The 13,624-nt window shown below is 41.3% G+C and carries 12 protein-coding genes; 11 read left to right on the top strand and 1 reads right to left on the bottom strand.

Annotated features, from left to right (window positions below; translation table 11 throughout):
* Nucleotides 1-2 precede the first annotated feature (2 nt).
* A complete protein-coding gene (locus AB3N04_RS07950) occupies nucleotides 3-1,205 on the top strand; it encodes a PLP-dependent aminotransferase family protein (protein WP_368505556.1) in 1,203 nt (400 codons plus the stop codon).
* A 49-nt stretch (nucleotides 1,206-1,254) separates the two neighbouring features.
* Here the strand turns inward: AB3N04_RS07950 and AB3N04_RS07945 are convergent, their stop codons facing one another.
* Complete coding sequence (locus tag AB3N04_RS07945; protein ID WP_368505555.1) at nucleotides 1,255-2,634, bottom strand: sodium-dependent transporter; 1,380 nt, start codon at nucleotides 2,632-2,634, stop codon at nucleotides 1,255-1,257.
* Nucleotides 2,635-3,154: 520 nt separating this feature from the next.
* Here AB3N04_RS07945 and AB3N04_RS07940 point away from each other — a divergent pair.
* From AB3N04_RS07940 to AB3N04_RS07895, 10 genes are all read left to right on the top strand, one after another.
* Nucleotides 3,155-4,300 carry an acyl-CoA dehydrogenase gene (locus AB3N04_RS07940; protein ID WP_368505554.1) on the top strand — a complete coding sequence of 382 codons (1,146 nt, stop codon included), beginning with the start codon at nucleotides 3,155-3,157 and terminating at the stop codon, nucleotides 4,298-4,300.
* Between the two features lie 40 nt (nucleotides 4,301-4,340).
* Complete coding sequence (locus tag AB3N04_RS07935; RefSeq protein ID WP_368505553.1) at nucleotides 4,341-5,987, top strand: AMP-binding protein; 1,647 nt, start codon at nucleotides 4,341-4,343, stop codon at nucleotides 5,985-5,987.
* An 80-nt stretch (nucleotides 5,988-6,067) separates the two neighbouring features.
* On the top strand, nucleotides 6,068-7,429 hold the full coding sequence (locus tag AB3N04_RS07930) for an acetyl-CoA carboxylase biotin carboxylase subunit (protein WP_368505552.1): 1,362 nt from the start codon (nucleotides 6,068-6,070) through the stop codon (nucleotides 7,427-7,429).
* The gene (locus tag AB3N04_RS07925) at nucleotides 7,426-7,638 is read left to right on the top strand and encodes an acetyl-CoA carboxylase biotin carboxyl carrier protein subunit (RefSeq protein WP_047973147.1); all 213 of its coding nucleotides are present in this window, start codon (nucleotides 7,426-7,428) and stop codon (nucleotides 7,636-7,638) included. Before AB3N04_RS07930 ends, AB3N04_RS07925 begins: the two co-directional genes overlap by 4 nt.
* A 59-nt stretch (nucleotides 7,639-7,697) precedes the next feature.
* Complete coding sequence (locus AB3N04_RS07920; RefSeq protein WP_368505551.1) at nucleotides 7,698-8,615, top strand: hydroxymethylglutaryl-CoA lyase; 918 nt, start codon at nucleotides 7,698-7,700, stop codon at nucleotides 8,613-8,615.
* On the top strand, nucleotides 8,615-9,397 hold the full coding sequence (locus AB3N04_RS07915; RefSeq protein WP_368505550.1) for an enoyl-CoA hydratase: 783 nt from the start codon (nucleotides 8,615-8,617) through the stop codon (nucleotides 9,395-9,397). Before AB3N04_RS07920 ends, AB3N04_RS07915 begins: the two co-directional genes overlap by 1 nt.
* An 11-nt stretch (nucleotides 9,398-9,408) precedes the next feature.
* Nucleotides 9,409-10,938 carry an acyl-CoA carboxylase subunit beta gene (locus AB3N04_RS07910; protein ID WP_368505549.1) on the top strand — a complete coding sequence of 510 codons (1,530 nt, stop codon included), beginning with the start codon at nucleotides 9,409-9,411 and terminating at the stop codon, nucleotides 10,936-10,938.
* 66 nt (nucleotides 10,939-11,004) lie between these two features.
* Nucleotides 11,005-12,954 carry an AMP-binding protein gene (locus AB3N04_RS07905; RefSeq protein ID WP_368505548.1) on the top strand — a complete coding sequence of 650 codons (1,950 nt, stop codon included), beginning with the start codon at nucleotides 11,005-11,007 and terminating at the stop codon, nucleotides 12,952-12,954.
* A 144-nt stretch (nucleotides 12,955-13,098) separates the two neighbouring features.
* Nucleotides 13,099-13,302, top strand: coding sequence for an alpha/beta-type small acid-soluble spore protein (locus tag AB3N04_RS07900; protein ID WP_012957684.1), 204 nt, complete (start codon nucleotides 13,099-13,101; stop codon nucleotides 13,300-13,302).
* A 74-nt stretch (nucleotides 13,303-13,376) separates the two neighbouring features.
* Nucleotides 13,377-13,613 (top strand): hypothetical protein, encoded by a 237-nt coding sequence (locus AB3N04_RS07895; RefSeq protein WP_368505547.1) that lies wholly within the window; start codon nucleotides 13,377-13,379, stop codon nucleotides 13,611-13,613.
* The last annotated feature ends 11 nt before the right edge of the window (nucleotides 13,614-13,624 follow it).

Below are 13,624 nucleotides of genomic sequence, written 5' to 3'. Positions count from 1 at the left end.
AGATGAAATACGCGTTTGCAAAGAGAGTCCGTCATCTACAATCATCAGCCATTCGTGATATTTTAAAGGTCGTAGGAAGAGGAGATATCATTTCATTCGCAGGTGGTTTACCTGATGATGAGCTCTTCCCGATCGAAGGAATTGAGGAGGCATTTGGTCGTGTTTTTGACAGTGGTAAAAAATCACTTCAATATATGGAAACAGAAGGGTACTTACCATTGCGTGAAGTCATTTTAGAAAGAATGCGTAGAAAAGGAATAACGGATTTCTCTGCGGACAATGTTATGCTCACCACAGGTTCCCAACAGGCGATTGATTTATTTTCGCGTGTGATGCTAAATCCGGGGGATGTCATTTTAACAGAAGATCCAACGTATCTCGCTGCTCTTCAAGTATTTAAATCGTATGAAGCAAAAGTCGTTGCAGTCGCTTCAGATGATCACGGAATGCTACCTGATGACTTAGAAGCGAAGATGAAACAATATAAGCCAAAAGCGATCTATGTGGTACCAACCTTCTCAAATCCAGCAGGAAGAGTATGGTCGTTAGAGAGAAGACAACAATTACTGACACAAGCTGAACGAGGGAATGTGATCATTTTAGAAGATGATCCGTACGGTGATATTCAATTCCGTCAAGATGAAACCTATACTCCGCTTGCAGCACTAGATAATGGAACGCAAGTATTGTACACGAGTACTTTCTCAAAAACGGCAGTTCCAGCTCTTCGTACAGGGTGGATTGCTGGACCATTCCAAGTGATTCGAATGATGGCTCAAGCTAAACAAGCGAATGATCTCCATTCTAATTCACTCTCTCAACAAGCCCTTTATCAGTTATGCGTGAATTTTGATTTAGATGCTCATATCCAAGGGTTAATTAAAGTATATGAGAGTCGAATGAACGTCATGGTAAACTGCATTGAAAGAGCAAATATTGATCAATTGCGCTTTGTTAAGCCAAAAGGTGGCATGTTCCTTTGGCTTGAATTAGCTCCGGAGATCAATACAACGGCTTTATTAACAGAAGCAGTAGAAGCAGGTGTAGCTTACGTGCCTGGCGAACCGTTCTATGCAGATGTCGCTCAAAAAAATACGATGCGTTTAAATTATACGCATGCTACGCCTGAGAAAATAGAAAAAGGCATGGGCTTATTACTAGAGTTATTAAAAGAAAAGAGTAAAAACCCTCATATTTACTCCTAACAACTAAGAAAAAGCGTGTGAGCTGAATAGCTCACACGCTTTTGTTTACTTATCGGAAAAGGTTTAGAATCACATCTAATAGCCCAACCGAGCTAAGGAAAATAATGAAGATAGCAACTGGTGCGAAGTAGCGAAGCAAGAATAACCACGCATTTCCTAACCACGTATCACCAAAATCTGAGTCAGCAAGAGCATCGGCTTTCTTAAATCCCCAACCCATGAATAAGGCAATCATTAAACCGCCGAGTGGCAAAAAGATGTTTGAAGCAATAAAGTCAATGGAATCAAGGATGTCACGACCGCCAATAATCGAAATATCAGAGAGGATACCTTGACCTAATGACGACGGAATTCCTAGGGCAAAAATAATTAAACCAATAATAATTGCCGCTTTTTGACGTGACCACTGGAAGCGACGGATGAAATAAGCAACGGCAACTTCAAGTAACGAAACAGCTGAAGATAGCGCAGCGGCTGTCAGTAAGAAGAAGAACAATAATCCGAATAACCAACCCATCGAGATACTATCGAACACATCAGGCATAATCATAAAGACAAGACCAGGACCAGAAGAAGGTTCGATTCCAAAAGCAAATACGGCGGGGAAGATCATGATCCCTGCAACAATCGCAAATAATGTATCTAAACCAGCGACACTTGCTGCTGCTCCAGGTAGGCGTTCTTTATTTGACAAATAACTACCATACGTAATAAGGGCCCCCATACCAAGACTTAAGGAGAAGAATGCTTGACCTAGTGCAGCTAAGTAAATGTTAGGATCTGCTAGTGCACTCCAATCAGGGCTAAATAAGAATGCTAACCCTTCTCTTGCTCCACCTAGTGTTAACCCATAAGCTGAAAGACCGATTAATAAGATACCTAATAATGGCATTAAGATTTTGTTTGAACGTTCAATTCCTTTTTTAACTCCGATAAAGACAATTGCTATAGTGGCTGCCATAAACAAGAACTGCCATAATAACGGGTGATAAGGATTCGTAATAAAGTCTACAAAAAAACCTTCATATCCACCTTCTGGAGGGCTCCAAAGGTTTCCTGTTAAGTAATTAACGAAATAGTAAGAGATCCAACCAGCGATGACCCCATAAAAGGAAAGAATCATGAATGCTGCTCCGACTCCTAATAAACCAGCAATCATCCATGGCTTTCCTGGTGCTAGTTTCTCAAAAGAACCTACTGCATCACTTTTTGCCTTACGTCCAATTGTGAACTCTGCCATAACAATTGGAATACCAATTAATAAAATACAAGCTAAGTAAATAAGTAAAAAGGCTGCTCCACCATTCTCTCCGGTTACATAAGCAAAGCGCCATACATTACCTAGCCCCACTGCAGAACCCATAGCAGCTAAAATAAATCCTAGCCTTGAGCCCCATTGCTCACGACCTATATTTTCCTTTAGTGACACAACGTATTCCCCCTTTAATACAATAAAATAATTTCGTGAACTTACTATAGCATAAAAGCTTAAATGTGAATAGGGAATCTTCTGACTTTTTAGGTATTTCTCATACAAATCTGCTTAGAAAGGAATGTGAACAAGTATTAATAGATATTTCCGTGTGAATGATACTTGATTATAATACTAATTTCAAGAGGTATGAGAGAAATGCTGACATAGTTAATGGAGAGCATATATGACATCCTTCTATAGGTAAAAAGAGATGTTTAGCTAATTGGTATTTCGAAAGAACAATACCTTTTTAATCAAAAGAAAATAACATTCAGAAAAATTTGAATTGAGCATACATTATCTGTATAATTAAGAGGGGTGAGAATCTCATTAAGGAAAGGAGTGCAACTCAAAAACTAACTAGTCAGTATAAAAAACGACATATTTTTTGAATGCGCTTTCATTTAATGCTTTATTACTTAAAATCTGAACAACCGCTCAGAATTAAATGGAGAACGATTAGGGAGGAAATTCGATGAACTTTGATTTAACGAAAGAACAAAAAATGATCCGTGATATGGTAAGAGATTTTGCTCAAAATGAAATTGCTCCTGGAGCTGAAGAAAGAGATGCAAGTGCTGAGTTTCCAGAAGACATATTTAAAAAGATGGGTGAGCTAGGGTTGTTAGGGATCCCTTTTCCAGAACAATATGGAGGCTCTGGCGGGGATACCGTTTCATATGCATTAGCTGTTGAAGAAATAGGTCGTGCTTGTGGGGGAACAGGGTTAAGTTATGCAGCTGCTGTTTCGCTAGGAGCAAGCCCACTATACTACTTTGGCACAGAAGAACAAAAACAAACATACTTAACACCATTAGCATCGGGTGAGACTCTTGGTTCATTTGGTTTAACGGAACCAAATGCAGGCTCTGATGCTGGTGGCACACAAACAAAAGCTGTACTTGATGGCGATGAATATGTGATTAATGGAGAAAAATGCTGGATTACGAATGCGAGCTTTGCAAAAACGGTAATCGTAACAGCAGTCACAGGTAAAGACGAAAAAGGTAAAAACATCATTTCGGCGCTTATTGTACCTACAGACACTCCAGGATTCACGATTAATAGTAATTATGAAAAAATGGGTGTTCGTGCATCCAATACTTGTGAGCTCGTTTTAGAGGATGTTCGGGTACCAAAGGAGAATCTATTAGGTGACCCACAAGGAGGGTTTAAACAATTCCTTTACACATTAGACGGAGGAAGAATTTCTATTGCTGCTCTAGGTGTAGGGATTGCTCAAGCTGCTTTTGAACGCGCGCTCGCTTACTCACAAGAACGTAAGCAATTTGGAAAAACGATTTCTAGCTTCCAAGCGATTCAATTCAAGTTAGCGGATATGGCGATGGAAATTGAACTTGCTCGTAACATGGTGATGAAGGCAGCTTGGTTAAAAGATCAAAATCGTTCGTTTGGTAAAGAAGCTGCGTTTGCGAAACTTTATGCATCTGAAACTGCGACTCGTACATCAAATCAAGCGATTCAAATCCATGGAGGGTACGGCTATATGCGCGAATATGAAGTAGAGCGTATGTTACGTGATGCTAAACTGCTTGAAATCGGTGAAGGAACATCTGAGATTCAACGACTAGTTATTTCAAGACAACTAGGCTGCCGTTAAAAGAGATGGTAGTTCCACTTAAATGATAAGGGGGATTAAGATGTCAGATATTCAAGTGCCTATTGGAAAGCTATTAGAAGATGTAGCGAAGAGACAACCAAAGAAAGAAGCCGTTGTTTACTCAGATCGAAATTTAAGGTATACGTATGAAGAATTTGATTTAGAATGTCGCAAGGCCGCTAAAGGATTAATGGCTCTTGGCATTGAACGTGGAGAACATGTGGCGATATGGTCGACTAATAAACCGGAATGGCTAACAAGTCAATTTGCCACAGGAAAAATGGGCGCTGTACTAGTTACGGTTAATACCAATTACCGAACATCTGAGCTTGAATACTTACTTAAGCAATCTGATGCAACAACCCTTATTTTAATGGATCAATTCCGCGATGCTTCTTATGTGGAGATGTTATATGAAATCGTACCTGAATTAAAAGAAGCACGTCGTGGGAACTTACAATCTAGTAAACTACCTAAGTTGAAAAATGTCATTTTCCTTGGGGATGAAGCTCAACCTGGAATGTACTCATGGAGCGAATTAATGGAGCTTGGAGAGAAGGTTAGTGAGGAAGAGCTAGATGTGAGAATGGATAGTCTTGATAAAGATGATGTAATTAATATGCAATACACATCCGGAACAACAGGCTTCCCTAAAGGGGTTATGTTGACCCATCACAATTTAGCAAATAACGCTGTGAATATCGCTGGTTGTATGAATTTAACGAATGAAGACAGACTTTGTATTCCTGTTCCTTTTTTCCACTGCTTTGGCTGCGTACTTGGGACTCTTGCTTGTGTTTCAGTAGGAGCGACGATGGTACCTGTGGAAGAATTCAGTCCAAAAGCTGTACTTGAAGCTGTATCAAAAGAGAAGTGTACAGGGCTTCATGGTGTACCAACGATGTTTATTAGTGAACTAAATGACCCTGAGTTTGATCAATATGATTTATCAAGCCTACGTACAGGCATCATGGCTGGTTCAAATTGTCCAATTGAAGTAATGAAAGCGGTAGTTGAGAAAATGGGCGCAAATGAAATTACGATTGCTTATGGCCAAACGGAATCATCCCCTGTTATTACTCAAACCCGAGTGGACGACCCACTTATGTTACGAGTGGAATCAGTTGGGCGTGCTTTGCCGAATGTAGAAGTGAAGATTGTTGAACCTGGTTCGAATGATGAAGTGCCAAGAGGCGTACAAGGTGAACTCTGTACAAGAGGCTACCACGTCATGAAAGGATACTATAAAAATCCAGAAGCAACAAAAGCTGCGATCACAGAAGACGGCTGGTTACATACTGGTGATCTTGCAGTGATGGATGAAAATGGATATTGCCGAATTACAGGTCGACTAAAAGATATGATCATACGTGGTGGTGAGAACATTTACCCTCGTGAGATTGAAGAGTTTTTATATCAGCATCCAAAAGTGTTAGACGTACAAGTTGTAGGTATTCCAGATAAAAAATACGGTGAAGAAGTGTCTGCTTGGATTAAATTAAAAGAAGGAGAATCGACAACAGTTGACGAATTACGTAAGGACTGTATGGGTAAAATTGCAGCTTATAAGATTCCACGCTACATTGCGTTTGTAGATGAGTACCCAATGACTGCTTCTGGTAAGATTCAAAAATTTAAATTAAGACAACAAGCAGAAGAAACATTTAGCCGTGTAACCAACGAATGAAATTGTAAGCGTTATCAAAATTGGTCGGATGATGTCGAATTCATTTCGGCATTCATCTGACCTCCTTAAGAGGTGAGAGGATGTTTACGAAAGTATTAATTGCAAATCGAGGCGAAATTGCAGCGAGAGTGATCAGAACATGTCAGCGAATGGGAATTAAAACGGTTGCTATTTACTCTGAAGCAGATGAGCATGCTCTTCATGTGAAGCTAGCTGATGAAGCTTATCTAGTAGGAAAGCCGCGAGTAAATGAAAGTTATCTACAAGTGGATAAGATTATGGAAATAGCAAAAGAAAGCGGTGCTGAGGCGATCCATCCTGGTTATGGACTACTATCTGAGAACAGCGCATTTGCCAAACGTTGCATCGAAGAAGGTCTTACTTTTATTGGTCCATCTCCTGAAGTTATCGCTAAAATGGGCAGTAAAATAGAAGCGAGAAAAGCTATGGAAGCTGCAGGTGTACCGGTGGTGCCAGGGATTGAACATGCATTAAAGGATGTCGATGAAGCTGCTGAAGTAGCAGAACGTATTGGGTACCCGGTGATGTTAAAAGCATCAGCAGGCGGTGGTGGAATTGGGATGCAGATCGTTCACAATGAAGAAGAATGTAGAAAAGCTTTTGCTGGCAATCAAACAAGAGCGCAATCTTTCTTTGGAGATGGGGCGATGTTTGTTGAAAAATACATCGAAAATCCGCGCCACATTGAAATCCAAGTATTAGCCGATCAACAAGGCAATACCGTCTATATTTGGGAGCGAGATTGTTCTGTACAACGTCGTCATCAAAAAGTAGTAGAAGAAGCACCATCTCCATTTTTAGATGAAGCGACACGTGCGAAAATGGGTGAAATGGCAGTTACTGCAGCAAAAGCAATCGGTTATTCGAACGCTGGTACGATTGAATGTTTAGTAGATGAGCATAAAGAGTTTTACTTCTTAGAAATGAATACAAGGCTTCAAGTGGAGCATCCAGTGACTGAAGAGATCTCAGGTCTTGATTTAGTCGAGTGGCAGCTAAGAATTGCGGCTGGAGAAGCACTTGGGTTCGCGCAAGAGGAAATAAAGCTTGAGGGGCATGCGATAGAGGTTCGTATTTATGCAGAAGATCCAAAAACATTTTTCCCATCACCAGGAACGATCAAAGAAATCAACTTACCAGAAGCACCATACATTCGTCATGAGTGTCCGGTGAGCGCTGGTTCAGCTGTGACACCATTTTATGATCCGATGATTGCAAAGCTTGTTGTCTCAGCTCCTACAAGGGACGAGGCGATTGAACGATTAGAGGCAGCGCTCGGAGAATACACAATTGAAGGCATTAAAACTAATATACCAATGTTAAAAGAAGTAATAGCTCACCCTGTATTTAAACGAGGTGAAGCGACGACTGCATTCGTTGCAGAAAATTTACAACCAGCCCAAGGAGGAAAACGATCATGATGAAAGTGACAACAAATATGGCAGGGAATGTATGGAAGATGTTAGTGAAAGAAGGGGACCAAGTAGAAGAAGGTCAAGATGTAGCCATTTTAGAGTCAATGAAGATGGAAATCCCTGTTGCAGCTGAAGCTTCAGGAACAGTTAAAGTGATTCACAAGCCTGAAGGGGAATTTGTAGATGAAGGTGAGGTTCTACTCGAGCTTGAATAATAAATGAGCAAGCTGAAGTGACCTTAACACTTCAGCTTGCCCTATAAAGGAGGATTTTGGTGCTACAAGAAAAAGTGTTGATACGTGAAGTTGGACCAAGAGATGGTCTGCAAAATGAAAAACAGATGATCTCAACCGAGGATAAAGTGGCGTGGATTAATCAATTATCCCAAACAGGTCTTTCCTATATTGAAGTTACTTCATTTGTACCCCCAAAGTGGATTCCTGCTTTAGCTGATTCTCTTGATGTAGTCAAGCAAATAGACAGACAGCCTGGCGTGACCTATGCAGCTCTTGTACCGAATCAACGAGGTCTTGAGAGCGCATTAGAAGCTAAGATTGATGAAGTGTCCGTTTTTATGTCTGCAAGCGATACGCATAACAAAAAAAATATCAACAAATCAATGGATGAGACGTTCCCGGTTCTTGCATCGGTTGTGAATGATGCCAAGGGTGCAGGAAAGTCAGTCAGAGGGTATGTCTCAACAGTATTTGGATGCCCATATGAAGGTCATGTTTCCATTGATCAAGTAGTACATACAGCAGAAAAATTAATGGAAATGGGCATCGATGAACTATCCTTAGGAGATACAATCGGTGTTGCAACCCCAAATCAAATAGAAGAAGTAATTAAAGCTTTAACCCATACCATTCCTATCGATAAATTAGCTCTACACGTCCACGATACGAGAGGAACGGCACTTGCCAATGTCTATCAGGCGTATCAACTAGGTGTTCGTCGTTTTGATGGAGCAGTAGGTGGACTTGGTGGTTGTCCCTATGCGCCGGGTGCTGCTGGAAATGTAGCAACAGAAGACATGATCTATCTTTTTAATGGACTAGGTGTGGACACAGATGTATCTCTTAACCAACTATTAGATAGTGCAGAATTCATTCATCAAAAGGTAGGGAGAGCGCTTCCTAGTCATAATTTGCAAGCCCGATTAGCAAGTGGTTCTTGTAAGGAGGAAGTGTAATGGATGCAAATGTATTAATAGAAAAAAACGAGCATGGTGTAGCTCTGATTACATTAAATCGTTCTGAAGCAGCCAATGCTCTATCTGTTCACATGTTAAAGCAGCTGCATTCCACACTTGATGAGCTCGTTTTTGATGAAGAGGTTCGAGTCGTCCTGTTCACAAATACAGGTGAGAAGGTATTTTGTGCAGGAGCCGATCTAAAAGAGCGAGCGACCATGAATGCAATAGAAGTAAAGCAAACTGTTACCTTGATCCGAACCTTAATGGATAAAGTCGAAGCTCTCCCTCAACCAACGATTGCTGCAATGAATGGGGGGGCTTTTGGTGGAGGGTTAGAATTCGCCCTTAGCTGTGACATTCGTTTTGCAAAAGCAGGTGCGAGCTATGGCTTAACAGAAACGGCTTTAGCGATTATCCCAGGAGCTGGTGGCACGCAGCGTTTGCCGAGGCTAATTGGACTTGGAAAAGCAAAGGAATTGATTTTTAGTGCTGCGAGGGTGGATGCTGATCAGGCTCTTGCCATTGGACTTGTCGAACGAGTCTTACCCGAAGATCAACTTTTGCAACAATCTTATGCCCTTGCAGATAAGATTGCTTCAAATGGGCCGATTGCAATTAAACAAGCGAAGCGTGCGATTCAGGCTGGCATGCAAGTAGATCTTGCATCAGGACTTGAAATTGAAAAGCTAGCTTATGAGCAAACGATTCCAACAAAGGACCGGCTAGAGGGGTTACAAGCTTTTAAAGAAAAGCGTAAACCGAACTACAAAGGAGAATAGGAGGCGTTCGCATGTCATTTGAAGAAGTATTACAAGAGCGAGTAGAGGAAATTAAAAAAGGTGGAGCTGAGAAATACCACGCAAGCAATGCAGAAAAAGGTAAGTTATTTGTACGAGAACGCTTAGAGCAATTATTTGACGAGGGTGTTGAACTAGAAGATGGCTTGTTTGCCAATTGCCAAGCAGATGGATTACCTGCTGACGGTGTCGTAACAGCGATTGGGAAAGTTCACGGTCAAACCGTTTGTGTGATGGCCAATGATTCAACTATTAAAGCAGGTTCTTGGGGAGCAAGAACGGTTGAGAAGATTATCCGCATTCAGGAAACGGCTGAAAAATTAAACGTTCCTATGCTTTATCTTGTGGATTCAGCCGGTGCACGTATCACGGACCAAGTTGAAATGTTCCCAGGACGTAGAGGAGCAGGACGCATTTTTTACAATCAAGTTAAACTATCTGGACGTGTTCCGCAAATCTGTCTATTATTCGGACCATCTGCAGCAGGTGGGGCTTACATTCCAGCATTTTGTGACATTGTTGTCATGGTGGAAGGGAACGCATCAATGTATCTTGGCTCTCCACGAATGGCTGAAATGGTTATTGGCGAAAAAGTATCACTTGAGGAAATGGGTGGTGCGAAGATGCATTGCTCGGTTTCAGGATGTGGAGATGTGCTAGCGAAAACGGAGGAAGAAGCGATTTCAATGGCACGTGAATACTTATCATATTTTCCTGCAAACTACGGCGAATTGCCTCCTGAGAAGGTTTCAGCTGAGCCGAAACAATTTGAAAAAAGCATTGATGAGATCATTCCTCAAAACCAAAATGCCCCATTTAATATGCATGACTTGATTGAGCGAGTGATCGATGAAGGATCATTCTTTGAAATTAAAAAGCTTTTCGCACCAGAGCTGATTACAGGACTTGCTCGTATGGATGGGAAGCCAGTTGGAATTATTGCTAACCAACCGCGGGCTAAAGGCGGGGTCTTGTTCCATGATTCAGCCGATAAAGCAGCGAAGTTTATCAATTTATGTGACGCTTATCATATTCCGCTTGTCTTTTTAGCAGATATTCCTGGCTTTATGATCGGTACAAAAGTAGAAAGAGCAGGAATCATTCGTCATGGGGCTAAAATGATTTCTGCGATGTCAGAAGCTACTGTTCCTAAAATCTCCATCATCGTTAGAAAAGCTTATGGTGCTGGTCTTTACGCAATGGCAGGCCCTGCCTTTGAACCAGATTGTTGCCTAGCATTGCCGAATGCACAAATAGCTGTTATGGGTCCAGAAGCAGCAGTGAACGCTGTTTATGCTAAGAAAATCACTGAGCTTCCTGAAGAAGAGCGAGCAGCATTCGTAGAAGAAAAACGAAAAGAATATAAAGAAAATATTGATGTTTATCGACTTGCTTCAGAAATGGTCATTGATGGTATTGTCCAAAGTAATGATTTACGTAAGGAATTAGTGACTCGTCTTGAAGCTTACCGTACAAAAGAATTAGATTTCACTCACCGCAAGCATCCTGTTTACCCAGTATAAACAATCCATTTAAACGGACACATCGAATCTATGTGTCCGTTTTTCAAAAAGTGAGGGGGATATAAGATGAGTAAGACAGTATGGCATCCCACATCAGAATATATAGAGAAGACCCGTCTTTATCAGTGGATGAAAAAGCTAGGGGATTCAGATTATGATTCTTTTTTCAATAAAACGATTGAGGATGTTTCCTGGTTTTGGTCTGAAGCAGAAAAAGAATTAGACATTCCTTGGTACCAGCCTTATACGAAAACATTGAATGATGCTAATGGAATTGAGTGGCCTGTTTGGTTTGAAAATGGATCCCTAAATGCTGCTCATCTGTCGATCGGTAAGTGGGCGGAGAATTCTAATATGGCTGAGAAGAAGGCACTTATATGGGAAGGTGAAGACGGAAAGACGCGGACCTTTACTTTTTCAGACATGCAAGAAGAAATGGACCGAGTGGCAGCAGGATTGCGGAAGATTGGCTTGAGGAAGGGCGATGTAGTTGGAATCTATATGCCGATGCTTCCAGAAACTGTTATTGCGATGATGGCTATTTCAAAAATGGGGGCTGTGTTTGCTCCTGTTTTTTCAGGGTACGGTGCCGAAGCTGTAGCAACTAGACTAAACGCGGGCGAGGCAAAAGTATTGATCACAGCGGATGGATTTATGAGGCGAGGTAGGGCTGTGATGATGAAAGAAGAGGCCGACCGTGCAGCAGAGCTTTCGCCTTCTGTGGAAAAGGTCGTCGTTGTGAGAAGGCTGAAGGCCAATATTGAATGGAATGAAACAAGAGATGTAGATTGGCAAGATATGCGTAACTCCGAGAATTATGAAGAGACTGAGGAAATGGATAGCCAAGATGCGCTCATGCTCTTGTATACATCCGGAACAACAGGGAAGCCAAAAGGAGCTGTGCATACACATAGTGGCTTTCCAATTAAAGCAGCCTTTGATGCTGGGATAGGGATGGATGTAAAAAAAGAAGATGTCCTTTTTTGGTATACAGATATGGGCTGGATGATGGGGCCTTTCCTCGTGTACGGCGGTCTCGTCAACGGGGCGACAATTTTGTTATATGAGGGCACACCAGATTTCCCTAAGACTGATCGGATTTGGGAGCTTGTTGCTAAGCATAAAGTTACTCATTTAGGCATCTCACCAACATTAATTCGTTCTTTAATGGGACAAGATGAAGAGAATATCGATCAACATTCTTTGGAAACGTTACGAGTAATTGGTTCAACCGGTGAGCCGTGGAATCCTGAGCCATGGATGTGGTTATTTGAACGTGTTGGGAAGAAAAAGATCCCGATTTTTAACTATTCGGGTGGAACAGAGATAGCAGGAGGCATTCTTGGAAATGTGTTAGTGCGTCCGATTGGTCCTATTACCTTTAATTCTCCTCTACCAGGAATGGCGGCTAATGTATATGATCCAAATGGCAAGCCGGTTACGAATGAGGTTGGTGAACTAGTTATTACAAAACCTTGGGTTGGAATGACAAAAGGGTTTTGGGGCGATCCGGAACGTTACTTGAATGCGTATTGGAATCGCTTTGACCAAACATGGGTTCATGGCGATTGGGTCATTAAAGACAATGAAGGTCAATGGACGATTACAGGTCGTTCTGATGATATTTTAAATGTTGCAGGTAAGCGTTTGGGGCCTGCCGAAGTAGAATCGGTGTTAGTTGCACATGAGGCAGTAAAAGAAGCAGGGACAATCGGTATACCTGATGAAGTGAAAGGGGAAGCTGCTATTTGCTTTGTTGTTCTTCAAAAACATTTGTCTAAGTCTGACTCTCTTAAGCATGAGCTTTTAATGCTTGTATCCGAAAAACTTGGAAAAGCATTAAAACCGAAGGATCTTTATTTTGTGAGTGACCTTCCTAAAACACGTAATGCAAAAGTGATGCGTCGTGCCATCAAAACAGCTTATCTTGGACTGGAGGCAGGTGATCTATCAGCGCTAGAAAACCCACAAGTGCTAAGGGAAATTGAGCAATTAAAAGAAAACGTGAAGAAATAGGAGTAAAACGGATGAGACATCGTGTCTGATCCGTTTTTCGTTTTACATTCTAATTTACCGCTAATTACCAAAAAAATAATTAAAATACTGTACATAAGTCAAATGAAAAAAACCAAACTATGAGTACACAAGGAGGTGAGAAACATGGCTAACAACAACAGCTCAAATCAACTTGTAGTACCTGGCGTACAACAAGCACTTGATCAAATGAAATATGAAATCGCTTCTGAATTTGGTGTACAACTAGGACCAGACGCTACAGCTCGTGCTAACGGATCTGTAGGTGGTGAAATCACTAAGCGTTTAGTTCAAATGGCTGAACAACAAATGGGTGGGTACCAAAAATAATCTAATATAATGGCTTACAAGAGGTGAGTTCGCTCACCTCTTCTTTAATTACTAGATAATGGGAGGCAAAAAGGATGGCGATGTGTCCTGCTTGTAATGGATTAATCTCATCTATGCGAGCATGCGATGGGTGTGGTCAGTCTTTGAAAATTTATGGACGTATTTATGATTACCAAGATGACTACAGTGCATACGAGGAATATGATCTAACAAATGAGACGAAAAGCCCAACTCAAGAGAACGGATGCCCGCATTATGTAGGCTGTGAGGCGTGTAGGTCTTCTTATATCTATATCTTTATGGAATCATAAAAAAGCGACTT

Source organism: Alkalihalophilus sp. As8PL (assembly GCF_040939795.1).
GTDB classification, from domain to species: domain Bacteria; phylum Bacillota; class Bacilli; order Bacillales; family Bacillaceae_D; genus Alkalihalophilus; species Alkalihalophilus lindianensis.
The sequence above is the reverse complement of the archived record's forward strand: the minus strand, read 5'-3'. Positions and strand labels throughout refer to the sequence as shown.